General features: G+C 72.3%; 23 protein-coding genes. 7 read left to right on the forward strand and 16 right to left on the reverse strand.

All coding sequences use genetic code 11. From position 1 onward, the window contains the following. Positions 1–29: 29 nt before the first annotated feature. Genes QI633_RS18595 through QI633_RS18605 form a run of 3 tightly spaced genes read right to left on the reverse strand, consistent with a single transcriptional unit; the run spans position 30 to position 6,998 of the window. A complete protein-coding gene (locus QI633_RS18595) occupies positions 30–1,106 on the reverse strand; it encodes an ABC transporter permease (RefSeq protein WP_141797991.1) in 1,077 nt (358 codons plus the stop codon). Beyond that, positions 1,103–2,002, reverse strand: coding sequence for an ABC transporter ATP-binding protein (locus tag QI633_RS18600; RefSeq protein WP_141797990.1), 900 nt, complete (start codon positions 2,000–2,002; stop codon positions 1,103–1,105). Before QI633_RS18600 ends, QI633_RS18595 begins: the two co-directional genes overlap by 4 nt. Before the next feature lie 58 nt (positions 2,003–2,060). Next, positions 2,061–6,998 (reverse strand): NAD-glutamate dehydrogenase, encoded by a 4,938-nt coding sequence (locus tag QI633_RS18605; RefSeq protein ID WP_282426688.1) that lies wholly within the window; start codon positions 6,996–6,998, stop codon positions 2,061–2,063. A 62-nt stretch (positions 6,999–7,060) separates the two neighbouring features. Here QI633_RS18605 and QI633_RS18610 point away from each other — a divergent pair, with 62 nt between their 5' ends. Next, positions 7,061–7,543 (forward strand): DUF2505 domain-containing protein, encoded by a 483-nt coding sequence (locus QI633_RS18610; protein WP_160158206.1) that lies wholly within the window; start codon positions 7,061–7,063, stop codon positions 7,541–7,543. A gap of 1 nt (position 7,544) precedes the next feature. Next, a complete protein-coding gene (locus QI633_RS18615; protein ID WP_141797987.1) occupies positions 7,545–8,027 on the forward strand; it encodes a DUF2505 domain-containing protein in 483 nt (160 codons plus the stop codon). Here QI633_RS18615 and QI633_RS18620 read toward each other — a convergent pair. Both QI633_RS18620 and QI633_RS18625 read right to left on the reverse strand, forming a co-directional pair. After that, positions 8,024–8,206: a hypothetical protein gene (locus QI633_RS18620; RefSeq protein ID WP_141797986.1), complete on the reverse strand. Its 183-nt coding sequence runs from the start codon at positions 8,204–8,206 to the stop codon at positions 8,024–8,026. The genes QI633_RS18615 and QI633_RS18620 overlap by 4 nt on opposite strands. A gap of 17 nt (positions 8,207–8,223) precedes the next feature. Then, positions 8,224–9,696 (reverse strand): wax ester/triacylglycerol synthase family O-acyltransferase, encoded by a 1,473-nt coding sequence (locus QI633_RS18625; RefSeq protein WP_260805875.1) that lies wholly within the window; start codon positions 9,694–9,696, stop codon positions 8,224–8,226. Positions 9,697–9,841: 145 nt separating this feature from the next. On the opposite strand from QI633_RS18625, the gene QI633_RS18630 reads away from it, so the two are divergent. Together QI633_RS18630 and QI633_RS18635 are read left to right on the forward strand one after the other, a co-directional pair. Beyond that, a complete protein-coding gene (locus QI633_RS18630; protein ID WP_141797984.1) occupies positions 9,842–10,201 on the forward strand; it encodes a hypothetical protein in 360 nt (119 codons plus the stop codon). Then, positions 10,198–11,532, forward strand: coding sequence for a hypothetical protein (locus QI633_RS18635; RefSeq protein WP_141797983.1), 1,335 nt, complete (start codon positions 10,198–10,200; stop codon positions 11,530–11,532). The genes QI633_RS18630 and QI633_RS18635 overlap by 4 nt, the downstream gene beginning before the upstream one ends. On the opposite strand, the gene QI633_RS18640 is transcribed toward QI633_RS18635, so the two are convergent. Genes QI633_RS18640 through QI633_RS18650 form a run of 3 tightly spaced genes read right to left on the reverse strand, consistent with a single transcriptional unit; the run spans position 11,522 to position 14,100 of the window. After that, complete coding sequence (locus tag QI633_RS18640; protein ID WP_282426689.1) at positions 11,522–12,178, reverse strand: class I SAM-dependent methyltransferase; 657 nt, start codon at positions 12,176–12,178, stop codon at positions 11,522–11,524. The genes QI633_RS18635 and QI633_RS18640 overlap by 11 nt on opposite strands. Positions 12,179–12,185: 7 nt before the next feature. Next, positions 12,186–13,412, reverse strand: coding sequence for a hypothetical protein (locus tag QI633_RS18645; protein WP_282426690.1), 1,227 nt, complete (start codon positions 13,410–13,412; stop codon positions 12,186–12,188). A gap of 16 nt (positions 13,413–13,428) precedes the next feature. Next, positions 13,429–14,100, reverse strand: coding sequence for a hypothetical protein (locus QI633_RS18650; RefSeq protein WP_282426691.1), 672 nt, complete (start codon positions 14,098–14,100; stop codon positions 13,429–13,431). 125 nt (positions 14,101–14,225) lie between these two features. Between QI633_RS18650 and QI633_RS18655 the strand changes: the two genes are divergently transcribed. Further along, entirely contained in the window at positions 14,226–14,477 is a 252-nt protein-coding gene (locus QI633_RS18655) for a helix-turn-helix domain-containing protein (protein WP_141797979.1), read from the forward strand. A gap of 7 nt (positions 14,478–14,484) precedes the next feature. Here the strand turns inward: QI633_RS18655 and QI633_RS18660 are convergent, their stop codons facing one another. The 3 genes from QI633_RS18660 to sigE all read right to left on the reverse strand — a co-directional run bounded on the left by QI633_RS18660 (position 14,485) and on the right by sigE (position 17,040). Further along, the gene (locus QI633_RS18660; RefSeq protein ID WP_282426692.1) at positions 14,485–15,873 is read right to left on the reverse strand and encodes a trypsin-like peptidase domain-containing protein; all 1,389 of its coding nucleotides are present in this window, start codon (positions 15,871–15,873) and stop codon (positions 14,485–14,487) included. 64 nt (positions 15,874–15,937) lie between these two features. Then, on the reverse strand, positions 15,938–16,429 hold the full coding sequence (locus QI633_RS18665; protein ID WP_282426693.1) for a hypothetical protein: 492 nt from the start codon (positions 16,427–16,429) through the stop codon (positions 15,938–15,940). Then, a complete protein-coding gene (gene sigE / locus QI633_RS18670; protein ID WP_222117781.1) occupies positions 16,426–17,040 on the reverse strand; it encodes an RNA polymerase sigma factor SigE in 615 nt (204 codons plus the stop codon). Before sigE ends, QI633_RS18665 begins: the two co-directional genes overlap by 4 nt. A gap of 183 nt (positions 17,041–17,223) precedes the next feature. On the opposite strand from sigE, the gene QI633_RS18675 reads away from it, so the two are divergent. Together QI633_RS18675 and QI633_RS18680 are read left to right on the forward strand one after the other, a co-directional pair. Then, positions 17,224–17,880: an O-methyltransferase gene (locus QI633_RS18675; RefSeq protein ID WP_260805874.1), complete on the forward strand. Its 657-nt coding sequence runs from the start codon at positions 17,224–17,226 to the stop codon at positions 17,878–17,880. A 59-nt stretch (positions 17,881–17,939) separates the two neighbouring features. Continuing rightward, positions 17,940–18,902 (forward strand): acyl-ACP desaturase, encoded by a 963-nt coding sequence (locus QI633_RS18680; protein WP_282426694.1) that lies wholly within the window; start codon positions 17,940–17,942, stop codon positions 18,900–18,902. A gap of 4 nt (positions 18,903–18,906) precedes the next feature. Here QI633_RS18680 and QI633_RS18685 read toward each other — a convergent pair whose 3' ends face one another. The 5 genes from QI633_RS18685 to dapE all read right to left on the reverse strand — a co-directional run bounded on the left by QI633_RS18685 (position 18,907) and on the right by dapE (position 23,242). Continuing rightward, a complete protein-coding gene (locus tag QI633_RS18685) occupies positions 18,907–20,484 on the reverse strand; it encodes a leucyl aminopeptidase family protein (RefSeq protein WP_282426695.1) in 1,578 nt (525 codons plus the stop codon). Further along, positions 20,471–20,638, reverse strand: a complete 168-nt coding sequence (locus QI633_RS18690; protein ID WP_141797973.1) for a DUF3117 domain-containing protein — start codon at positions 20,636–20,638, stop codon at positions 20,471–20,473. Before QI633_RS18690 ends, QI633_RS18685 begins: the two co-directional genes overlap by 14 nt. Positions 20,639–20,752: 114 nt before the next feature. Beyond that, positions 20,753–21,418 carry a DivIVA domain-containing protein gene (locus QI633_RS18695; RefSeq protein WP_222117780.1) on the reverse strand — a complete coding sequence of 222 codons (666 nt, stop codon included), beginning with the start codon at positions 21,416–21,418 and terminating at the stop codon, positions 20,753–20,755. Positions 21,419–21,425: 7 nt separating this feature from the next. Continuing rightward, positions 21,426–22,154, reverse strand: a complete 729-nt coding sequence (locus QI633_RS18700) for a TIGR00730 family Rossman fold protein (protein ID WP_141797972.1) — start codon at positions 22,152–22,154, stop codon at positions 21,426–21,428. Then, complete coding sequence (gene dapE, locus QI633_RS18705) at positions 22,151–23,242, reverse strand: succinyl-diaminopimelate desuccinylase (protein ID WP_282426696.1); 1,092 nt, start codon at positions 23,240–23,242, stop codon at positions 22,151–22,153. Before dapE ends, QI633_RS18700 begins: the two co-directional genes overlap by 4 nt. Positions 23,243–23,574 lie beyond the last annotated feature (332 nt).

Genomic DNA, 23,574 nt, shown 5'->3' on the forward strand with positions numbered 1-23,574 from the left:
ATTGCTTCTCACCGGTCCCCCGTGGGGTCTCAGGTGGTCTCCCACCGGAACAGCCGCGCGGCGAGCAGGGTGACCACGACCGCGAACCCGGCGAGGATCCCGAGCGGCGCGAGCGCGGCGGCCGGTCCCTCGCCGCGGACCATGACGTCGAGCATCCCGGAGTTGAAGTGCTTGAGCGGCAGCAGGTCCGAGAGGCGTTGCAGCCAGGTGGGGGCGCCGTCGAGCGGGAAGAACGAGCCGCTGAGGAAGGCCATCGGCAGGACCAGGAAGTTGGCGAGGTTGACCGCGCCCTCGGTGGTCTTGGCGAGCGCACCGGCGAGCAGGCCGATGGCCATGAAGCACAGCGTGCCGACGGCGACCAGCGGGATCGACATCCACCACGACCCGGTGAGGGTCAGCCCGAACGCCGCCGCGCCGAGCCCGAGGAAGATGGCGAGCTGCCCGAAGGCGATCAGCAGCGTCACCGCCACCCGGGCGCCGACGATGGTGCCTGTGCCGACGGGTGCGAGCTGGAGGCGGCGCAGCAGCTTGGACTGCCGCCAGCCCTGGAGCGTCGCCGCGGAGCCGAAGGCCGCGCTCATCGCGACCGCCCAGCCGAGCAGGCCCGGCGTGACGAACTGGATGACCGAGAGCGACTCGTCCTCGACGCGCTCGGCGGTGAAGGAGTACGCCGGCGGCTGGCCGGTCGCGGCGACGTTGGCGCCGTCGACGAACGCACGCAGCGTGCCCTGGGTGATGGCCGCCTTGACCTGGTCGGTCTGCGTGTAGTGGGCGATCAGGTCGTCGCCGCGCTGCTCGATCGCCACGTCGGCGTCGCCCTTGCGGACCTCCTCCAGGGCGGCGTCGAGGTCCTCGGTCCGATCGACCTCGAAGGTCTGGCGGAAGGCGGCGTGCGCGTCGTCGGGCAGGTCGTCGACGAGCGGGACCGCGCCGACCTGGATCAGGTCCACCTTCGACTGGTCCTGGCTGCCGAGCAGGCCACCGAAGAGCACCAGGAACATCAGCGGGAAGATCACCGCGAAGAAGACCGCGGCCTTGTCGCGCAGGAAGCCGCGCAGGATCGCGACGGACAGCGCCCAGAACGGCGACTGCAGCAGCCGGCTCATGCGCGGTACTCCCGTCCGGTCAGGGAGAGGAACACGTCCTCCAGGGTGCCGGTCTGCACGGAGACGCCGTCGAGGTGGTCCCCTGCGGCCAGGGCGCCGATCACGCCGCCCGGGTCCCGGGTCACCAGGACGACGCCGTCGACGTCCTCGCGCGTCTCGGTGACGCCGGGGATCGCCGCGGCCTGCGCGACGCTGAGCGCACCGGGCGCGACCCGGATCCGGGCCGGGGCGTCGAGGCCGCGGACCAGCGCGGCGGGCGTGTCGAACTGCAGGAGCCGGCCGTGGTCCATGACCGCGACCCGGTCGCAGAGCACCTCGGCCTCGTCCATGTAGTGCGTCGTGAGTACGACGGTGCGACCGCTGTCGTTGATCGAGGACAGCAGGTCCCACAGGTTGCGCCGGGCCTGCGGGTCGAGCGCCGCCGTCGGCTCGTCGAGGAAGACCAGCTCCGGGTCGTGCACCAGCGCGCAGGCGATGGACAGCCGCTGGGCCTGGCCGCCGGACAGGTCCTCGACGCGGCTCTCGGCCTTGTCGGTCAGTCCCACCCGCTCGAGCCAGCCGTCGGCGGTGGCGTGCCCGACGCCGTACAGGCTGGCGAAGGTGCGGATCTGCTCGCGGGCCGTGAGCCGCTCGAAGAACGACGAGGCCTGGAGCTGGACGCCGATGCGGGGCTGCAGCCGCGGGTTGCGCGGCCACACGGGCTCGCCGAGCACCTCGATCCCGCCGGCGTCCGGCTGGCGCAGGCCCTCGACCATCTCCAGGAGCGTGGTCTTGCCGGCACCGTTGGGTCCGAGCACCCCGACGAACTCCCCCTCGGCGACATCGAGGCTCACCCCGTCGACGGCGACCAGGTCGCCGTACCGCTTGGTCAGTCCGGTCACGTGGATGGCAGTCATCGCGACCGACCCTAGCCGTTGGTGGTGAACCCTCGTCGAAGCCGAGGGGGCGAGTTCGTCAGGACAGCAGGCCGCGTACCACCCGCAGGCCGACGGAGACCTTCGCGATGTCGGTCGGCTCGTCGGAGCAGACCGCGCTCAGCGCGCCGATCGCCTTGTCGACCACGCCTCCGGCCTCGGCCTCCCAGGTCGCGACGCGCCGGGTAGCGGCCTCGGCGGGGTCGTCGACCGCGTCGAGCTCGCCGGTGGCCTCGAGGACCTGGGCGGTGAGCTGGGCGTGGATCGAGTAGAGGTCGTCGCGCAGCGCGGCGCGGGCCATGGTCTGCCACTGGTCGGCACGCGGCAGGTCGACGATCCGGCGCTGCAGCACGGACAGCCCGAGCCGCTCCCCCAGGGCGAAGTGGACGCGGGCCACCTCGGCCGGGGTGAGGCCGTGGGCGTCGGCAATCTCGACCACGTTGAGCAACGTGTAGGCCACGTCGAACGACGCGACCCGGCTGGCGAGGTCCTCGGGGACGTCGTGGCCGACGAGCAGCTCCCGACGGGCCTCGTACGACGCCAGCTCGGCGCCGGTCAGCAGCTGGGGCAGCTCCAGCATGGTCGCCTGCACCGGCGCCGCGAAGAACTCGACGTTGCCCTGGCTGTCGAGCGGTGGCCGCCGGTTGGTGACCAGCCAGCGCGAGGCCCGCTCGACGAGGGTGCGCATCTCGACCCGCATCCGGGTCTGCACGGTCGCGTCCAGGACGTTGTCGTACTGCTCCAGCTCCCGGCGCAGGGCGAGCGAGCCGAAGATCTCCCGGGCCACGAAATTGGCACGGGTGAGCTCGGCGGGACTGGCGCCGGTCTCGCCGGCCAGCCGCGGCCAGTAGGTCATGCCGGCGCCGTTGACCAGGTCGTTGACGACCTGGGTCACGATGATCTCGCGACGCAGCGGGTGGGCTGCCACCTGCTCGGCGAACCGCTCCTGGACCGGCTTCGGGAAGTAGGCCTGGATGTCGTTGTCGAGGTACGGGTCCTCGGGCAGGTCCGAGGCCAGCAGCTCCTCGGCCAGCACGATCTTGGTGTAGGCCATCAGCACCGCGAGCTCCGGCTGGGTCAGGGTCGCCCCTGCCTCGATCCGGCGGGCGACCTCCCGGCTCGAGGGCAGCGCCTCGAGCTCGCGGTCGAGCAGGCCCTGCGCCTCGAGGTCGCGCATCCACTGCTCGTGGACGTGCAGGAGCGAGACGGCGTTCCTGGCGGCGTTGGCGAGCGCGATGTTCTGGTCGTAGTTGTCGCGCAGCACCAGGTCGGCGACCTCGTCGGTCATCGAGGCCAGCAGCTCGTTGCGCTGCTTGCCGGTCAGGTCGCCGTCGGCGACGATGCGGTCGAGCAGGATCTTGAGATTGACCTCGTGGTCGGAGGTGTCCACGCCGGCGGAGTTGTCGATGAAGTCGGTGTTGATCCGGCCGCCCTCCAGGGCGTACTCGATCCGGCCCTGCTGGGTGAAGCCGAGGTTGCCGCCCTCGCCCACGCAACGGACCCGGAGCTCGCCGCCGTCGACCCGGATCGCGTCGTTGGACTTGTCGCCGGCGTCGGCGTTGATCTCGGTGGCGGCCTTGACGTAGGTGCCGATGCCGCCGTTCCAGAGCAGGTCGACGGGCGCGAGCAGGATCGCCCGCATCAGCTCGGCCGGCGTGAGGTGCGCGATGTCGTCGGCGAGCCCGAGCGCCTCGCGGACCTCGGCGCTGACCGGGATCGACTTCGCGCTGCGCGGGTAGACACCGCCGCCGGCGGAGATCAGGGACCGGTCGTAGTCCTGCCAGCTCGACCGGGGCAGGTCGAAGAGCCGCTGGCGTTCGGCGAAGGACGCAGCGGCGTCCGGGGACGGGTCGAGGAAGATGTCGCGGTGGTCGAACGCGGCCACCAGTCGGATGTGCTCGGAGCACAGCATGCCGTTGCCGAAGACGTCGCCGGACATGTCGCCGATGCCGACGACGGTGATGTCCTCGTTCTGGCAGTCCACGCCCATCTCGCGGAAGTGACGGCGTACGGACACCCACGCGCCCTTGGCGGTGATGCCCATCGCCTTGTGGTCGTAGCCCACCGAGCCACCGCTGGCGAAGGCGTCGCCCAGCCAGAAGTGGTAGTCGGCCGAGACGCCGTTGGCGATGTCGGAGAAGGTGGCGGTGCCCTTGTCGGCGGCGACGACGAGATAGGAGTCGTCGGCGTCGTGGCGTACGACGTCCGGCGGCGGCACGGTCTCGCCCGCGACCAGGTTGTCGGTCACGTCGAGCAGGCCGCGGATGAAGGTCGTGTAGCAGGCCACGCCCTCGGCGAGCCACGCCTCGCGGTCGCTCGGCTGTGTTGGATCCATGGGAGGCAGCTGCTTGGCGTAGAACCCGCCCTTCGCGCCGACCGGCACGATCACGGTGTTCTTGACCATCTGCGCCTTGACCAGGCCGAGGATCTCGGTGCGGAAGTCGTCGCGCCGGTCCGACCAACGCAGGCCGCCGCGCGCGACCGCGCCGAAGCGCAGGTGCACGCCCTCGACCCGCGGGGAGTACACGAAGATCTCGAACCTTGGCCGCGGCTCCGGCAGGTCCGGGATCGCCGAGGGCTCCAGCTTGAGCGAGAGATAGGGCTTGGGCGCGCCGTCGTCGGTCTGGAAGTAGTTGGTGCGCAGGGTGCTACGGATGTGGGTGAGGTAGGAGCGCAGGATCCGGTCGTGGTCGAGGCTGACCACGTCATCGAGCGCGGTCCGCACCTGCTCGACCAGCGCCTCCTCGCGAGCCGCCCGGTCCTGCTCGGCGGCGGGGTCGAAGCGCACCTCGAACAACGCGACCAGCAGCTGGGCCAGGTCGACGTTGTCGACCAGGGCCTGCTCGATCGAGTCGACGGCGAAGGGGCTGTTGCCCTGCTTCATGTACTTCGCGTAGGCGCGCAGCAGCATCGCCTGTCGCCAGGTCAGCTGGGCGCGCAGCACCAGGCGGTTGAAGCCGTCGACCTCGGTGTGGCCGTCCCACATCGCGCGCATCGACGCCGCGAACAGCTCGCGGGCGTGATCGGGCAGCGGCTCGCCGTAGCGCAGGCCGAAGTCGTAGATGTGGGTGACCCGCTCCAGGCCGGTCAGGCCGTAGGGACGCTCGTCGACGACCTCGACGCCCATCGAGGCCAGCATCGGCAGCACCGCGCTCAGCGAGAGCGGCTCACCGACCCGGAACATCTTCAGCCGGGCCTCGCCGTCGGCGGCGTCGACCTCGGCGTACAGCGACTGGTCGCGGCCCTCCTCGCCGCGGATCCCCTCGATCCGGCCCAGGTCGACCGCGGCCGTGCGGGCTGTGAAGTCCTCCTTGTAGGCCTCGGGGAAGGCGTCGAGGTAGCGGCGGCCGAGCAGCGCGCCGACCTCCTCGCCGTACTCCGCGATGACGGCCTGCAGGAAGTCCTCCTGCCACGAGCGGGACGCCTCGATCAGGCGCCGCTCGAGGTCCGCGACGTCGATGTCGTCGGGGATCAGCTCGCCCTTGGGCAGGTGGACGACGAAGTGGACGCGGGCCGTGGTCGACTCGTTGATGCTCACGTTGAACTCGACCGAGTCGGGGCCGATCCGGCCCTTGCCGATCTGCTCGGTGAGGATCTCGACGAAGCGGTGGCGCACGCCGGTGTTGTAGCGGTCGCGCGGCAGGTAGACGAGCACCGAGAGGTAGCGGGCGTAGGTGTCTCGGCGGATGAACAGCCGCACGGCCCGGCGCTCGCGAGCCTGCATGGCGGCCTCGACGATCGGGGCCAGCTCGTCGACCGGCGTGTGGAACAGCTCGTCGCGCGGGTAGGTCTCGAGCGTGTCGAGGAGCGCTGCGCCGTCGTGGCTGCGGGCGTCGTACCCGCTGCGCTCGAGGACCTCGTCGACCTTCTCGCGCAGCAGCGGGATCCGCAGCAGCGACTCGGTGTAGGCGGCGCTGGACAGCAGCCCGAGGAACCGGCGCTCCCCCACGACCTCGCCGTCGGGGCCGAAGGTCTTCACACCGACGTAGTCGAGGTACGCCGGGCGGTGGATCGTGGATCGCGAGTTGGCCTTCGCCAGGACCAGGAGCCGCTTCTCGCGGGCCTTCGCCTTGACCGCGTCGGGCAGCTTGCTGAACGCGATGGAGGTGTCACCCTCCGCGGGGTGCTCGCGCAGGATGCCGAGGCCGCTGCCGGGGACCGGCCGCAGGACATCGTCCTCGGGCCCGCCGTCGACGGACACCCGGTCCAGGACGTACTCGCGGTAGCCGAGGAAGGTGAAGTGCTCGTCGGCGAGCCAGTCGAGCAGCTCCGCGGCCTGCCGGACCTCGTCTGCCGGCAGCGGCGGCGGGTCGGACCTGAGGCCTGCCACGACGTCGGCGACCTGCGCCTGCATGCCCGGCCAGTCCTCGACCGAGGCGAGGACGTCGCCGAGCACGCGGCGGCAGTCGGCCACGACCTGCTCGGGGGTGTCGCCGTCCTCGCCACTGAGGCGGCCGATCTCGATGTGCATCCACGACTCGCGGATCGCGCCGTCGGCGGGCGCGGTCGAGCCTGAGGAGACGGGCTCGGCCGACAGCAGGCGCCCGGCCTCGTCGCGCCGTACGTCGAAGGTCGGGTGGACGACGGTGCGCACGTCGTGGAGGCCGCGGGCCAGCTCCATCGTCAGCGAGTCGACGAGGAACGGCATGTCGTCGACGACGACCTCGACCACGGAGTGGCCGCCGGCCGACCAGCCGTTCTCGGCGACCGTCGGGGTGTACACCCGGACCTTTGCCTGGCCGGGACGGCGCTCGAGGGCGAGGTGGTGGTGGGAGGCGAAGGCGCCGTACAGGTCGAGGTCGCTGCGGGCCGCGAGCTCCTCGGTGGCCACGTGCCGGTAGTAGGCCGGCAGCAGTGCTGGCAGCGCCTCACGGGGCGGCGCCCCTGATCCCTTCGCGGGTCCGGCCGCCGCGGCGGCCTGCTCGAAGATGCGGTCCCGGTCAGCCCCCGGTGCCGAGGGCAGCGTCGTCGTTGACACACCTCGACACTAGGACCTCGTCATGACGCCTCACAACTGACCCATGCGACATGATGTCTCGTATGCGATACAGCCGAGAGCTCGCCTACGACGCCCCGCCGGAGGAGGTGTTCGCGATGCTCGCGGACCCCGCCTTCCGCGAGAAGGTCGGCGCCGCCCAGGACGTCGTCTCCATCGACGTCACCCTCACCCCGGCCGGTGCCGGGTTCACGCTGGTCAGCGACCAGGTGCAGAACACCGCCGGGCTGCCCGCGATCGCCAAGAAGATCGCCGGGGACACCACCCAGGCGGTGGTCAGGGAGTCGTGGAACGACGCCACCTCTGGCACGATCGAGATCACCGCACCCGGCAAGCCCACCAGGGCGACGGGGACGATCCGGCTGTCCGCGGCGGGTGGCGGCACGTCGTACGTCCAGGACCTCGACGTCGTCGTCAAGGTGCCGCTGATCGCCGGGAAGCTGGAGAAGCTGATGGCCGACAACATCGACGCAGGCCTCACCACCGAGCACGCGGTGGGCGTGGCCTGGCTGAAGGGAGAGCGCTGAGATGGCGACCAAGCTGGTGCACGAGATGACGTACGACGCCCCCGCGATCGAGGTCGCGGCCATGCTCTCCGACCCGGTGTTCCGCGAGACCGTGTGCCGCAACCAGCGCGCGACGTCCTACAGCGTCGAGATCGAGGGCAATGTCGACGCGAAGGCCGTGCGGATCGAGATGGAGCAGCCCACCGACAAGGTGCCGTCGTTCGCGAAGAAGTTCATCGGCGAGACCACCACGATCGTGCAGACCGAGACCTGGGCGAGCCCCCTGAAGGCGACCGTCACCGTCGGCATCCCCGGCAAGCCGGGCGAGATCAACGGCACCGCTACGCTCGTCGAGACCGGTGGCGTGACCAAGGAGACCGTCGAGCTCGAGATCAAGGTCAAGATCCCGCTCGTCGCCGGCAAGATCGAGGAGCTGCTGGCCAAGCTCCTCGGCAGCGCGCTGCGTGCCGAGGAGCGCACCGGCAAGGAGTGGCTCGCCGGCTAGCCGTTCTGGTCGTGCTCCTCCGTCGCGCCGAGATCCTCGAGGTCTTCGATGTCCTCGTCGGACTCGGCGCGGCGGCGGACGGCGATCACGATCCCCAGCACCAGAAACGGCCCGAACGCGAGCACGATCGTGGCGATCTGCTCGACGGGGTGCAGGGCACCGAGATGCAGCGGGATCACGGGACCCATGATCCCACTCAGTCCTGCTTGCCCTTCGCCGACCCCTTCGAGGTGGACTTCGTCGTACGCCGCCCGCGCGGGGCGCGCTGCCGGGTCGCCGAGGACAGGTCGATCAGCTCGTCGAGCGCCTCGCGCACGCACGCGCCCAGCACCTCTGCGTCGGGGATCCAGTCGCGGTCGGCGGTGATGCCGTAGTAGACGCCGCCGTCGTACGACGTCACGCCGATCGCCAGGGGGTGCCCGGGCGTCAGCGGCGGGACGGGATAGCTGGCGACCATGCGGGCGCCGGCGGCGTACAGCGGCGCCTGCGGGCCGGGGACGTTGGTGACCGAGAGCTGGTAGCCGCGGCGCAGCTCGACGGAGGCGACCCGGGAGCCGATGGCGTGGAAGGTGGTCGGCGCGAAGCCGGCGATGCCCGCGAGCCGGTTGGCGGCGACACTGCGACCGGTGTCCTTGTGGGCCTGGAACGAGTACGACACCTGGTGCAGGCGGACCACGGGACTGGTCTCGCCGATCGGCAGGTCGACGAAGTGGGCGGCGATCTGGCTGCCGAGCGAGGTCGCCTCGAGCTCCTCGTCGATGACCGAGACCGGGACCACGGCGCGCACCTGGCGCAGCCCGCCCATCGACTCGGAGCGGGTCATCAGCCAGGCGCGGAGGGCACCGGTGACGGTGGCGAGGATGACGTCGTTGACGGTGCCGCCGTGGGCCTCGCGGATGCGGCGGTAGTCGGCCAGGCGGGTCTCGACGGTGACGACGCGACGCTGCTGGGAGAGCGGGCCGTTGATGACGCCGCGGGTCTTGGGACGCCGGCCGGTCGCGGCGGCGAGGAACGAGCGGGCCCGCTCGCTGCGCCGGTCGGCGGTGCGGGCCAGGGCACGGGAGCCGGTGCGGACCGTGTCGAGCAGCTCGCCGGGGTCGGTGAGGTTCTCGCGGACGGCGGTGGCCAGCAGGTTCGCGGGGTTGGGCGAGCGTCGCGGCTGCCAGTCGTCGGGCTCGAGCGCACGCGCCTCGGGCTGCAGGTCGAGCAGCAGCTGGCCGAGGTCGACGGTGTGGACGCCGTCGACCAGCGCCTGGTGGGTCTTCGACAGCAGCGCGACCCGGCCGCCCTCGAGTCCCTCGACGAAGTAGATCTCCCACAGCGGACGGCTGCGGTCGAGCGGACGCGACACGATCCGCGACACCAGCTCGAGGAGCTGGGCGGACGTGCCGGGGCGCGGCAGCGCGGAGCGTCGCACGTGGAAGCCGATGTCGAACTTCTCGTCGTCGACCCACACCGGGTTGGCGAGGTGCCCGGGAACCGCCTGCAGCCGCTGGCGATAGCGCGGCACGAACGCGATCCGGTCGCGGATCAGCCCCACGAGACGGGCGTGGTCGAACGCCTCGGGACCCTCACCGGGATCGAAGATCTCGATGGTCGCGTTGTGCTGCGGGGTCTCGGCCGACTCCTGCTCGAGGAATGTCAGGTCCCGCGGGCGCACCCGATCCACCACGTGGTTCCCCAGCCTCTCTGGTCGGATCCCCGAAGCATCGGCGACCGGCCCCATCCGGTCGCCTTGGGATCACATGAGATTCTGGCAGACAACATCGATCATCCGTGGATTCGTCCGCGGATGTTCTGCGACAGGAGGAACCATGCAGCGGCTGCGCGTCATCGGCGCGGCGCTCGCCGGGATCATGATCCTCGGGACCGCCACCGCGTGCGGCTCCGACGAGAAGGCGGGCACCGACGAGAAGGTCGTGGTCGACATCACGGTCAAGAACGGCGAGATCACGCCGAAGGGCGACCGGGTCAAGGTGGCCGCCGGCCAGCCGGTCGACCTGGTCGTGACGGCCGACACCGCCGGCTCGCTGCACATGCACTCCGACCCCGAGCAGGAGTTCGCCTACGACGTCGGGACCAAGACCTTCCCGATCACGATCGACCGCCCCGGCGTGATCGAGGTGGAGTCGCACGACCCGCCGCAGATCATCGTCCAGCTCGAAGTCCGATGACCCCGCTCTCCGGGACCGTCGAAGCCCACGGCATCGGCGGTCAGGCCGACCTGCCGATCTCGCTCGAGCTGGCCGTGTCCGGCGCGGTCGCCGCGCTGGTCGTGTCCTTCACGGTCCTCGTCGTGGCCTGGCGACGTCCGCGCTACGACGGCGGAGCGCACCCCGGTCGCCCGGCCCCCGCCTGGCTGGACCGGGTCAGCGGCTCGGCCGCCTTCCCCGTCGTGCTCCGCGTGGTCGGCATGCTCGTCGCGCTCTACACCGTGTTCACCGCGGTGCTCGGCCAGAACACCCTGACCAACCCGTTCTTCGGCATCTTCTACGTGTGGTGGTGGGTCGGGCTCGTCTTCGCCTCCGCGCTGTTCGGCCCGGTGTGGCGGGCGATCAGCCCGGTCCGCACCATCAACGCCGGCATCGCCCGACTGGCCGGCAGCGACCCCGACGAGGGCCTGGTCCGCTACCCCGAGCGGCTGGGACTGTGGCCGGCGGCGCTCGGCCTGTTCGCCTTCGTGTGGCTGGAGCTGGCCTCCACCCATCCCACCGAGCTCGGCAGCGTCCGGCTGTGGTGCGCGATCTACGTCGGCGCGATGCTCATCGGCGGTGCCGTGTTCGGCAACCGCTTCTACGAGAACGCCGACCCGTTCGAGGTCTACTCCTCGCTGATCGCGAAGCTCTCGCCGTGGGCGCGGGTCGACGGCCGCCTGGTGCTTCGCAGCCCGCTGGCCAACCTCTCGACCATCCCGCCCACACCGGGCCTGGTCGGTGTGGTCGCCGTACTGTTCGGCAGCACCGCCTTCGACTCCTTCGCGGAGTCGGCCTTCTGGGTCAAGACCTACCAGAACGCCTCGGTCAGCAAGTTCCTGCTCGACAACGTCGCACTGGTCGTCTTCTGCCTCACCGCCGGGCTGCTGTTCAGCATCGGCAGCGCGCTGACACCCTCGCGGGCCGACGTGCCGCGTCGTCAGCTGGCGCGGCACTACGCCCACTCGATCGTCCCGATCGTGCTCGGCTACATCGTCGCGCACTACCTGACCCTGTTCATCGACGTCGGCACCCAGACGCTCGCCCGGGCCAGCGACCCGCTGGGCAAGGGTTGGGACATCCTCGGTACGGCGGCCGTCGAGCCGTCGTACTGGTTCTCCTACCACCCCGAGGTGCTGGCCACGGTCAAGGTGCTGGCCGTCGTGATCGGGCACGTCGTCGCCGCCGTCGCCGCGCACGACCGGGCACTGAGCCTGTTGCCCAAGCGCGACCAGATCACCGGGCAGCTGCCGCTGCTCTTCGTGATGGTCGGGTTCACCGCGGGCGGGCTGTTCCTGCTCTTCAGCTCCTGACGTCGGGCCTGATGCCGACGAGCAGGTGGAACGCCGGCTCGCGGTGCCCGAGCGTGCGGTGCTCGACCTCCAGCCCGGTCGCCTCCAGTGCCTGCACGACCTCGGCCACCGGCCGCACCGTGAACCCGTGGCGGGCGAACGGCTGGCGCGCCATCCACTCCGGCTCGGCGATCCCCACCACCCCGCGTGCTCCCGGCGCGAGCACCCGCGCGGCCTCGCGCAGCGCGACGTCGAGGTCGTCGACGAAGTAGACCGTGTTGGTGGTGATCCAGCCGTCCAACGCGCCGTCCGCGAAGGGCAGCGACGCCATGGTCGCCTCGTGCAGCTCGAGCCGCCCAGCGGCCACCGCCTCGGGATGCGCCTTCCGGGCGCGGGCCAGCATGTCCACCGACGGCTCGACGCCGTGCACCCGGCCGCCGCGGTCGGTCGCTGCCAGCAGCAGGTCGAGCCCGACCCCGCCACCGAAGCCGATGTCGGCCACGGCCTCGGTGCCGCTCAGCCCGAGCGCCTCGACGGCCGCGGCCACCGGCACCGCGTTGCCCTTGTTGAGCATCCGCGCGACCAGGCCGCCGAGCGGGCCGGACGGGCCGCCCAGCTGCCGGCCGAGGACCCGGAACAGGACGTCGGGGACCGGGATGCGCGCCATCGGGCCACTATGCCAGTCGCGCGGGCGGCCCCGCCATGGCGTCGAGCAGCCGCGCGATGCCCCGGGTCAGCGCGCACTCTCCGGACTCGACGAGCAGCCGGCCGGCGACCAGCGCCCGGTCGACGGCGGCCTGGTCGTCGGGCAGGAAGTGCACGTCGAGGTGCGGGCCGAAGCCGGCGAGCATGGTCACCACGTCGGCCTCACGCCAGCCCAGGGTGGGACGCATCCTGTTGACGACGACACGCACCCGCGGGTCGGGGACGTGCTCGTGGAGCTCGGTGAGGGCGCGGGCCAGCCGGGCCAGGCCGACCGGGTCGGCGGAGCCGACGAGGACCACCTCGTCGGCGACCTCGACGGCCTCGCGGGTCAGCCCGTTGCGCTCGGGACGGGCGGTGGGCTCGCCGGCGTCGGGCTCGAGGCTGAAGCCGGTGTCGAGGACGACCTGGCCGTCCTGGCGGGCGCACTCGACGATCGCGGTCAGCGTGCCGGGCCGCAGCTCGGCCCAACGGTCGGGGCGCGGCAGCCCGGTCAGCACCCGCAGGTAGTCGGAGAGCCGGCGCTGCACGGTGACGAAGCGCTCGTCGAGGGTGCCGGCGCCGACCAGGCGCGCAGCCGAGAGGAGCCCGGACACCTCGTCGAGGACGCCCAGATGCTGGGCGACGGCACCGCCGTGGGGGTCGGCATCCACCAGCAGCGTGGTCAGCCCACGGCGGGCGAGCTCGCCGGCCAGACCGCTCGCCAAGGTGGTGCGACCCGGCGCTCCCCCGGCGCCCCACACGGCGAGCACCCGGCCGGCAAGCCCGCCGGAGGGCCGGGACGCGGTGTCGGACGCGGTGTCGGACGCGGTGTCGGGTGCTGTGTCGTACGCCGGCACGGGGTGGGTCGGGTCGGCCGGCAGACCGGCGACCAGACCGGCCAGCTCGCCGACCCGATCGGCGGCCAGCACCGTGACCACGCCGATCCGGGCGGCGCGGGGTCGGGCGAGGTCGAGGTCGGAGGCCACGCCGACCACCCGGACGCCGTGCTGGCGCAGGTCGTCGACCACGCCGTGGTCGAGCCCGGGCAGGTCCGCGGCCACCACCGCGACGTCGGCCTGGCCGGTGCGGGCGGCGGCCATCAGGTCGGGCACGTCGACGCAGCGCTTGAGCAGCACGGTGGCGGGGTGCTCGTTGAGCGTGGTCAGCGCCCGCGACTCCCAGGCGGCGCCCGTCGAGACCAGCAGGACGACGCTCACGCCGGCCATGCGGGCCTCACGAACGCTGCAGGATCCGGATCACCGGGTCCTGCAGGGTGCTGAGGAGCAGCTCGAACTCCGCCGCCCGGTCGTCGTCGACGGCGACCACGAGCTGACGGGCGCCGGTGACGGCGAAGGTGTCGTCGTACGACGGCGCGGCGACGACCGTGACCCCGCTGAGCGCCGGCCCGTCGGCCTTGTCGTCGGCGTCCTTCGCGGCCGTGGGTGCGGCCACCGGGCCGGAGCCGTCGGTGAGCCACACGTCGACCACGGAGCCGGCCGCGACGTCCGGCGGCACGCGGTTGGGGTCGACCTCGAGCGGCACCCGCAGCACGGCCTCCTCGTCGGCCGCACCGACGGCCGAGCGGGCCAGCAGCTCGCCCTCGCCGACCGCGCGGACCAGGACCAGGTCGTCGGGGACCGGCTCGTCGGCCGTGAAGTAGCGCTCCAGCGTCGCGTCGTCGGCGAAGCGCACCCGTTGGACGACGAGGTCGGCGGCGGCGACCGGGGCGCCGGCACCCCGCTCCCCCGACAGCGCCCACACCGTCACGGAGTCGTCGGCTGCCGCCAGGAGCCGCGCTCCGAGGACGACCGAGCCGGTCACGAGCAGCACGCCGAGCCACAGCCGGGGATCACGCCAGGCCGGCCGCGCCACGCGTTGCGCGGCCGGAGGGACAGGCGTGCCCACGGAACTCCCGAGATCCCGAGTCACCCGGTCATCATGCAGGCCGAACCGGCCGGCGTCACCTGGCCGTCCACAGGTACGCCGTGTCCCGGGCTGCGGAGGTCGGGACCGGATGCGACGATGGGGCCATGCCCGACCGTCCCGGCCAGCCCGGCAGCCCGCGCTTCCTGACGCTCGCCGACGTCGCCGAGGTGCTCAACACCTCGAGCGCGCAGGTGTACGCGCTGGTGCGCCGTGGCGAACTGCCCGCGATCAAGATCGGCGGGCGCGGCCAGTGGCGGGTGGAGGCGAGCCGGCTCGAGGACTACATCGCCCAGCAGTACCGCCACACCGAGCAGTACGTCGCCGAGCACCCCTTCGTGGAGTCCGAGGTCGACTGAGCCTCCGCTATCCCACCTCGCCGTCGAGGGTGACCTCGACCTTCTTCTCGTTCGAGCCACGGGTGATGGTGAACTCGATGGTCTGACCGGGCTGGTAGGTCCGGATCGCGACGATCAGCGCGGTGCCGTCGGCGACCCGGCTGCCGTTGACATGGGTGATCACGTCGCCGCGGCGCAGGCCGGCCTTCTCGGCCGGGCTGTCGGCGATGATCTCGTCGAGCTCGGCGCCGTCGCCGGTCGGCGGGCCGCCGGTCTTCACCTTGGCGCCGATCACGGGGTACTGCGCCTTGCCGGTCTTGAGGATCTGGTCGGCCGTGACCCGGACCTGCTCGACGGGGATCGCGAAGCCGACGCCGATGTTGCCGGCCTCGGAGTCGACGGAGCCGCCGCCGGCGGTGGCGATGGCGGAGTTGACGCCGATCACCTCGCCCTTCTGGTTGACCAGCGGGCCGCCGGAGTTGCCCGGGTTGATCGCGGCGTCGGTCTGGATCGCGTCGATCCAGGAGGAGTCCTCGGCGGTGGAGCCGGTGGTGACCGGCCGGTGGAGATAGCTGACGATGCCGGAGGTGACCGTGTCGGGAAGGCTCAGCGGCGAGCCGATCGCCACGACCGGCTCACCGACCTGCAGCTTGGCGGCGAAGCCGAGCTTGGCGGGCGTGAGGTTGTCGTGCTTCTTGACGTACAGCACGGCGAGGTCGTAGATCGGGCTGCGGCCGACCACCTCGGCGTCGTAGCGGTTGCGGTCGTGGTCGACCACGACGATCGGGCCGTTGTCCTTGGCCGCCTCGGCGACGACGTGGTTGTTGGTGACGATGTGGCCGTCGCCGTCCATCACCCAGCCGGAGCCGGTCGCGCCGGCGGCCTCGCCGCCGTACTCGGCGATGATCTGGACGGTGCTGGGGAGCACGGCCTGGGCGACGTCGGCGACCGAGCCGGGCGCGGCCAGCGGCGGGTCCTTCTCGAGGTCGACCCCCGCGAGGCCGTCGCCGGAGAAGCCGGGACCGCTCGGGGAGTCGTCGGAGAGCTTGTCGTAGGCGAGCGCACCGAGCAGGCCCCCGCCGAGGCCGACGACGAGCGCGATCGCGGCCACGACCGGGATCACCCAGCCGGCGACCCTTCCGCCGCTGCGCTCGGCGGTCGGGACGGGCATCCGCACGGTCAGGTCGGGGGCCGGCGGGGGCGGCAGCAGGGAGGGGGCCAGGCCCGGCAGCGGGGTGGTCGGCTCGGGGGCCGCGTCGGGCAGCGGGGCGACGCTGGGCGACGGCGGTGCCCACTGGGCGTGCGTGGGCTCGGGAGCCGGCTCGGCGGCGGGCTCCGGGGTGGTCTCGGACGACGGCACGTCGAGCGGCGCAAGCGGCTCGGTGGGCTCGTGGTCGGGGTCGTGCGCGTCGGTCACGGGACCATCATGTCCGATCGACCCACACCGGGCCGATGCAGGCACATGCAGGGACGCAGACCGGTCAGGGCAGCATCCGGCGCAGCGGCACGGGGACGAACGGACTGCGCACCGGCGTCCGGGCGGTCCCCGTCCCGGACCCGCTCCCGGTCGAGGGGACGGCCGTGTCGATCTGCGTGGCCGGGGGGCGGCGGTCGGCGGGCGGGGTGGACCCGGGTGCGAAGCCCAGCGCCAGCACCCCGAGCATCGCGGCGCCGATGGCGCTGCCGCCGATCATCACCGCGCCCGTCGTACGACGGTGCGGGGCGTGCTGCTCGGCGTCCAGGAGGGCGTCACAGGGCGGCATGCTGAGCAGGGAGCCCTTGAGGTCGGAGGGGGCGCCGCGCTCGGCGCCGCCGCACAGCCCGGCGAGCCGGGTCTTGACCCAGCCCTCCCGCTCCACGAGGTCGCGGCACGCGTGACAGGCGTAGACGTGGGCCCACGCCTCCTCGGTGTCCCGAGCGGAGAGCTGCCCGTCGAGGAGCGCGCTCACCCGGTTGCCGAGGTGGCCGATCACGTCGCGACTCCCCCGCCGACGGCGAGCGGCGCGGGCCCGGCGTACCGGGTCCGGCCGGCCGCGGGGGCACGGTGCGCCAGCGCGGAGCGCAGCAGCGCGCGGCCGCGGTGGATCCGCGAGCGCACGGTGCCGAGCTTGGCACCGAGGATCTCGGCGATCTCCTCGTAGCTGAGCCCCTCGATGTCGCACAGCACGACGGCGGCGCGGAAGTCCGGGGGCAGGGAGGCGAGCGCGGCGGCGACGTCCTCGTCGAAGGTCTGGTCGGCGTACGCCAGGTCCGGGGCCGGCGAGGCGCTCGCGAGCCGGGCCGCGCGCTCGTCCGACAGCGCGTCGAAGCGGATCCGCTGCTTGCGGCGGGCCTGGTCGAGGAACAGGTTGGTGGTGATCCGGTGCAGCCAGCCCTCGAAGGTGCCGGGGGTGTAGGTGTGCAGCGAGCGGAAGACGCGAACGAAGACCTCCTGGGTGAGGTCCTCGGCGTCGTGACGGTTGCCGGTCAGCCGCAGGGCGAGCCGGTAGACACGGTCGGAGTGCTCCTCGACGATCGTCCCCCAGTCCAGGTCGGACTGCCCCTGCCCGGTGGGCTGAGGGTGGGGATCGACGGGCTCCTTCATCGTGGCCTTCTTCCGCTGGATCAGTGCCAACTGCATAGGGGTGGTCTGGCTCCTCTCACCGTAGGGGGCGGAACTGAGCGTTCCCTGTGAACTCCCCGTCATTTGGCCACAACGATCGGCGTCGAGCGGGTGTTCCCGGCGACGGTCCACGGTCCCGGGCCCTCCCCACATTAGGGTGAGCCCGTGGCCCCGACACCGATCAACGCTGCCAGCTGGACCTTCGCCGACGCCTACGTCGGGGAGGACGACGTCCTCACCGCGGCGCGCACGCGTGCCGAGGAGGTCGGAGTGACCCCGATCGGCTCCGGCACCGGCGCGACCCTGCGCTTCCTCGCCGCGGCCCTCGAGGCGCGTGCCGTGGTCGAGATCGGCACCGGCACCGGCGTCTCCGGCGTCTGGCTGCTGCGAGGCATGCGTCCCGACGGCGTGCTCACGACCGTCGATGTCGAGGCCGAGCACCAGCGGCTGGCCAAGGAGTCCTTCAAGGAGGCCGGCGTCGCGCCGCAGCGGGTCCGCACCATCGCCGGCTCCGCGCTCGACGTACTGCCCCGGTTGACCGACGGCCACTACGACATCGTGTTCGCCGACGGCGACAAGCGGGAGTACGGCGCCTACCTGTCCGAGGCGCTGCGCCTGCTCCGCCCCGGCGGCGTGGTCGCGTTCGACAACGCGCTGTGGCACGACCGGGTCGCTGACCCGGCCCAGCGCGACGACGAGACCGTCGCGATCCGCGAGCTCGTGCAGCAGGTCGCCGCGACCGACGGCCTGGTCCCCGCGCTGCTGCCCGTCGGCGACGGGCTGCTGGTCGCCAAGAAGGAGTGGGTCCCCGAGGCGGACTGAGGGTGGTAGGAAGGGGGTGAGCCTCGGCCCCCGAGCCGGCCGGGAGAAACGAGTGCGACATGACCAGCACCGAGACCACCGCGCCCCACCACCTCCTCGAGCAGCTCGAGCCCGTCGTGGCGGCCAACCTCGACCGGCACCTCACGATCGCGCAGGAGTGGCACCCGCACGACTACATCCCGTGGAGCCGCGGTCGTGACTTCGCGATGCTCGGCGGCGAGGACTACTCCCCCGAGCAGTCCGAGCTCTCGGAGGTCGCCAAGGCGGCGATGTTCACCAACCTGCTGACCGAGGACAACCTGCCGTCGTACCACCGCGAGATCGCCACCCGCTTCGGCCGGGACGGCGCCTGGGGCACCTGGGTCGGGCGGTGGACCGCGGAGGAGAACCGGCACGGCATCGCCCTGCGCGACTACCTCGTCGTGACCCGCGGCGTGGACCCGGTCGAGCTCGAGCGGGCGCGGATGGACTACATGACCACCGGCTACGACTCGGGCGACAAGACCGCGCTCGAGGCGGTCGTCTACGTGTCGTTCCAGGAGCTCGCCACCCGGGTCTCGCACCGCAACACGGGCAAGGCGACGGGGGACCCGATCGCGGACGGCCTGCTCGCGCGGATCGCCAAGGACGAGAACCTGCACATGATCTTCTACCGCAACATCGTCGCGGCGGCGCTCGAGATCGCCCCGGACGCGACCATGCGCGCGATCGCCGACGAGGTGATCGGCTTCGAGATGCCCGGCGCGACCATGGCCGGGTTCCGCCGCAGCTCGATGATCATCGCCAAGGCGGGCATCTACGACCTGCGCCTGCACCACGACGAGGTGATCATGCCGGTCCTGCGCCACTGGGACGTCTTCTCCCGCACCGGCCTCGGCCCTGTCGGTGAGCAGGCTCGCGAGGAGCTGGGCGCCTTCCTCGCGGCGCTCGACCAGCAGGCGACCGCCTTCGTCGACCGGCGTGCCGAGCAGCGCGCCCGGCATGCTGCCGGCTCCGGGGAGCCGCAGGTCATCGTGTCCTGAGCGCTCAGGCGCCGATCCCCGCCACCGGGTCGGCCGAGCCGAGCCACGACAGCAGCAGCCGGGAGCCGAAGCCCGAGGGACCGACGGTCCACTCGTGCCACTCCTTCTCCACGTCGCCGACCGAGGCGATGTCGAGGTGCGCCCACGGGACGTCGCCGACGAAGGGCTGGAGGAACAGCGCGGCCGTGATGGCGCCGGGACCGCCGGGGTCGTTGGCGGCGTCGGCGACCTTGGAGGCCAGCTTGTCCTCGTAGCCGCGGTAGAGCGGGAAGCGCCACAGCGGCTCCCCCGCCCGGGCGCCGGCCGTGTCGAGCGCGGCGGCGAGGGCGTCGTCGTTGGCGAACAGGCCACCGACCTGCTGGCCGAGCGCGACCTTGACCGCACCGGTGAGCGTGGCGACGTCGACGACGACGGCGGGATCGAGCTCGGAGACGGCGTACGCGAGGGCGTCCCCGAGGACCAGTCGGCCCTCGGCGTCGGTGTTGCCGACCTCGGTGGTGCGCCCGCCGCGGTGGGTGATCACGTCGCCGGGGCGCAGCGCGCTGCCGGAGATGGCGTTCTCGGCGGCCGCGACGAGGCCGATGACGCGGACCGGGCAGTCGACGTCGGCGAGCGCGGCCATGGTCGCCAGGACCACGGCGCCGCCGGTCATGTCGCGCTTCATCGAGCCCATCGAGGCGGCGGGCTTGATGGACAGGCCGCCGGTGTCGAAGGTGATGCCCTTGCCGACGAGGACGACGACGGGAAGCTTCTTCGCGGCGCGGGCAGAGACACCGGCCGGGGTGTAGTCGAGGCGGATCAGGCGCGGGGGCGTCGCGGAGGCCGCGCCGACGGCGAGGATGCCGCCGAAGCCGTCGCGGGCGAGGTCGTCCTCGTCCCAGATGCGTACGTCGAGCCGGCTCGCCGCGGCGATCTCCTCGGCCTGGGTGGCCAGCCAGGCCGGGTTCTTCAGGTTGGACGGCACGGTCGCCAGCAGCCGGGAGCGCCAGCCGGCGCCACCGAGGGCGACCGCGCGCTCCAGGGCAGAGCGGTCGGTGCCGGCGGCGGACAGCACCACCCGTCGTACGGGGTGGTGCTCGGGGCCGGTCGAGCGCCAGTGGAAGACGAAGGAGCCGAGCATGGTGCCGGCCACGAACGCCTCGAGCGCGATCGGGTCGTCGGGCGAGGTGTCCTCGGCGACGGCCGGGATCGAGGTGACGACGGCGGCGCGATCGCGGGCTGCCTTGGCCATCGCGGCGCCGGCGCGGCGTAGGTCGATCGGGCGCGCGGCACCCACGCCGACGAGGAGGACCGCGCGCAGGGCCGGGTTGGTCGGCGTACCGTCCGGCACGGGCACGACCGCGACCTCGGCACTCGCGCCGGTCAGGCCGTGGACCTCGGCGATGCCGACCAGGTCCAGGCCGAGCTCGTCGGCGAGCTCCGCGGCCCCCGGGCCGAGCAGCAGGCCCCCGTCGTCACCCGGCAACACCGGGAGCGCGACGACGTCGACACCCTTGATGGCGCCGGGGAGCAGCTCGCTCGCAGCGAACTCGGGAGGTGAGACCTGACCCGGCAGGACCGGGCGTGCGTCAGCCGATGACATTCTGGAGCGCGTCGCCGAGCGCGGCAGCCTCCTCGGCGTTGAGCTCGACCACGAGCCGGCCACCACCTTCGAGCGGGACGCGCATCACGATGCCGCGACCCTCCTTGGTGACCTCGAGCGGACCGTCGCCGGTCCGAGGCTTCATCGCCGCCATGCGGCACCCCTCTTCCACTACCTCTGCGAGCCGCCGGAGCCCTGTGCCACCGACTGTGCGCAGGATCATTATTCCCCATGCCCCACCAGCCGCGCAGTCGAGGCACGCGAGTCGTCAGGCGTCAGCGGCCAGCACGGCGTCCACGAAGTCGATGACGCTGTCGCGCTCGTCGCCGTCGAAGCGCGCCATCGCGCGGCCGATCGGGTCCTCGACACGACCGGACGGAAGTGCCACCACCGGCACGCCGTCGGACCCGCTGCGGGTCGACCAGGCGGCACCGGCCACGGACCGGACCAGGACCTCGCCCAGGTAAGCGCCGGCCGCCCAGACGTCGGCCTGGTCGGCCGCCGCGCCGTGCCCGGGGCGGCGCGCCCACTGGTCGAGCGAGGACTCGACCTGGTCGACGCTCTCGGCGGAGAAGTCGAGGATGTCGCTGCCGGCCGGGTGATCGGCGGCCCACTTCTCCGCGACGACGCGGACCAGGGTCGCCGGAGCCGGCGCGCTGTCCGGTACGACGGCCGGACGCTCCCCCTCCATCTCGCGCGCCAGGCGGGTGAGCAGAGCGTCGACCTCGGACATCCGGTAGCCGCGCAGCGCGAGCGAGAAGCGCACTCGGCGCAGGTCGTCGGCCCGGACGGGACGGGCCGCGGGCACGAGCGCGTCGGGCCGGTCGTCGTACGCGGGCGTCATCGGCTCGCCCCGGCCGGAGGCGAGCAGGGCGACGCCGCCCATCGCGAGCACGATGAGGACGGCGAACACCCACATCATCGGGTGGGACATCAGCGCCTCAGCCGTGCTGCTCGCGGGCCGCGACCATCAGCGCCACGGCCTCGTCGACGTCGTCGGTGAGGGTGAGCATGTCGAGGTCGGTCTGCTTGATGCGGGCGTCCTCGAGCATCGAGCCCTGCATCCAGTCCATCAGGCCCTGCCAGTGCTCGACGCCCATCAGGACGATCGGGAACTGGGTGATCTTGAGGGTCTGGGCGAGCGTCATGGCCTCGAACAGCTCGTCGAGGGTGCCGAGTCCGCCGGGGAGCACGACGTAGCCCTGGCTGTACTTCACGAACATCATCTTGCGCACGAAGAAGTAGCGGAAGTTCAGCCCGAACGCGACGTAGTCGTTGAGCTTGGCCTCCCAGGGCAGCTCGATGCCGAGACCGATGCTCTCGCCGCCGGCCTCGGAGGCGCCCTTGTTGGCGGCCTCCATCGCGCCCGGACCACCGCCGGTGATGACCGCGAAACCGGCCTTCGCCAGCGCGCTGCCGACCCGCACCCCGATGTCGTACGCCGGGTGCGTGGCCGGGATCCGGGCCGAGCCGAACACGGAGATCGCCGGACCCACCTCGGCGAGGTCGTTGAAGCCCTCGACGAACTCGGCCTGGATCTTCAGCACCCGCCAGGGGTCGGTGTGCACCCAGTCGGCGTCGCCGGTGCTGTCGAGCAGCCGCTGGTCGGTGGTCGAGCCCTCGGGCCGGCCCGCGCTGGGGCGAGGTCCGGGTCCGCTGCGCCTGGTCATGCCTGCTCCTCCTGGGGCTTGGTGAGCCACTGCCGCAGCTGCTGCTCGCAGCGCACGATCTGGGCAACCTCGACGTGCTCGTCCTGCTTGTGGGCCAGCATCGGGTCGCCAGGGCCGTAGTTGACCGCCGGCACGCCGAGCACGGTGAACCGGGCGACGTCGGTCCAGCCGAACTTCGGGGCGACCTGTCCGCCGACGGCCTCGATGAACGCCTTCGCGGCGGGCCGCTCCAGGCCAGGGAGGGCGCCGGGGGCGGTGTCGGTGAGAGTGATCTCGAAGCCGGCGAAGAAGTCCTCGACGTACGCAAGCGCCTCGGCCTCGGAACGGTCCGGGGCGAAGCGGAAGTTGACCGTCACCACGCACTCGTCGGGGATCACGTTGCCCGCGACGCCCCCGGCGATGCCCACCGCGTTGAGGCCCTCGTGGTACTCCAGCCCGTCGATGACCGGCTTGCGGGCCTCGTAGGCGGTGAGCCGGGTGAGGATCTCGGCCGCGCCGTGGATCGCGTTGACACCGCGCCAGCTGCGTGCGGAGTGCGCGCGCTCGCCGCGGGTGCGGACCTCGACGCGCAACGTGCCCTGGCAGCCGGCCTCGACGCCCGCGTCGGACGGCTCCATGAGGATCGCGAAGTCGGCTTCGAGCAGGTCGGGGTCGGACTCCCCCAGCAGACGCAGCCCGTTGTACACCGACTCGATCTCCTCGGCCTCGTAGAGCACGTAGGTGACGTCGTGGACCGGGTCGGCCACGGTGGCGGCGAGCTTCAGGATGACGGCGTCGCCGCCCTTCATGTCGCAGGTGCCGAGGCCGTGCAGGACGCCCGCCGCCTCGTCGTACCGGCTCGGGAGGTTGTCGTTGACGGGCACCGTGTCGAGGTGCCCGGCGATCACCACGCGGCTGGGACGGCCGAGGTCGGTGCGCGCCACCACGGTGTGGCCGCGGCGGGTCACGGTGAGGTGCGGAAGCGCCCGCAGGGCGGCCTCGACGGCGTCGGCGATGTCCTGCTCGTCGCGGCTGACCGACTCGATGTCGACCAGCTGGCGGGTCAGGGCGACGACATCGGTGGTCAGGTCGAGCTGTCGGGCGGGCACGGGTGACAGTCAACCAGCCCTGGGGTCACGGCTGCTCAGGGACGCACCACGGAGCGCGCCATGCCGCGCGCAGCCGGCAGGACCACCCGGACCGGCGACCCTTTCGCCATCCGCGGCAGCCGGGCCACGGCGACCCCGCGGCGCGAGGCCAACGGACGCTGCACCCGTGCCGACCCGGCCCGAAGTGGCGCCCAGAACTCGCTGACCCGGCGCGAAGTGGCTCCCAGAACTCGCTGACCCGGCGCGAGTGACGCGACTGCCGGTCATTTCGCGCCGGGTCGGCGGGAAACCAGGGACACTTCGAGCCGGGTCGGCGGCTCCGGTGGAGCATT

Origin of the sequence: Nocardioides sp. QY071 (assembly GCF_029961765.1) — a bacterium.
In the GTDB taxonomy this organism is placed as follows: domain Bacteria; phylum Actinomycetota; class Actinomycetes; order Propionibacteriales; family Nocardioidaceae; genus Nocardioides.

Bases quoted from the DNA above. Each gene is read 5' to 3' on its own strand.
- QI633_RS18595 (WP_141797991.1), bottom strand. From the start codon at position 1,106: ATGAGCCGGCTGCTGCAGTCGCCGTTCTGGGCGCTGTCCGTCGCGATC.
- QI633_RS18600 (WP_141797990.1), bottom strand. From the start codon at position 2,002: ATGACTGCCATCCACGTGACCGGACTGACCAAGCGGTACGGCGACCTG.
- QI633_RS18610 (WP_160158206.1), top strand. From the start codon at position 7,061: ATGCGATACAGCCGAGAGCTCGCCTACGACGCCCCGCCGGAGGAGGTG.
- QI633_RS18615 (WP_141797987.1), top strand. From the start codon at position 7,545: ATGGCGACCAAGCTGGTGCACGAGATGACGTACGACGCCCCCGCGATC.
- QI633_RS18630 (WP_141797984.1), top strand. From the start codon at position 9,842: ATGCAGCGGCTGCGCGTCATCGGCGCGGCGCTCGCCGGGATCATGATC.
- QI633_RS18635 (WP_141797983.1), top strand. From the start codon at position 10,198: ATGACCCCGCTCTCCGGGACCGTCGAAGCCCACGGCATCGGCGGTCAG.
- QI633_RS18640 (WP_282426689.1), bottom strand. From the start codon at position 12,178: ATGGCGCGCATCCCGGTCCCCGACGTCCTGTTCCGGGTCCTCGGCCGG.
- QI633_RS18655 (WP_141797979.1), top strand. From the start codon at position 14,226: ATGCCCGACCGTCCCGGCCAGCCCGGCAGCCCGCGCTTCCTGACGCTC.
- sigE (WP_222117781.1), bottom strand. From the start codon at position 17,040: ATGAAGGAGCCCGTCGATCCCCACCCTCAGCCCACCGGGCAGGGGCAG.
- QI633_RS18680 (WP_282426694.1), top strand. From the start codon at position 17,940: ATGACCAGCACCGAGACCACCGCGCCCCACCACCTCCTCGAGCAGCTC.
- QI633_RS18685 (WP_282426695.1), bottom strand. From the start codon at position 20,484: ATGTCATCGGCTGACGCACGCCCGGTCCTGCCGGGTCAGGTCTCACCT.
- QI633_RS18690 (WP_141797973.1), bottom strand. From the start codon at position 20,638: ATGGCGGCGATGAAGCCTCGGACCGGCGACGGTCCGCTCGAGGTCACC.
- QI633_RS18695 (WP_222117780.1), bottom strand. From the start codon at position 21,418: ATGTCCCACCCGATGATGTGGGTGTTCGCCGTCCTCATCGTGCTCGCG.
- QI633_RS18700 (WP_141797972.1), bottom strand. From the start codon at position 22,154: ATGACCAGGCGCAGCGGACCCGGACCTCGCCCCAGCGCGGGCCGGCCC.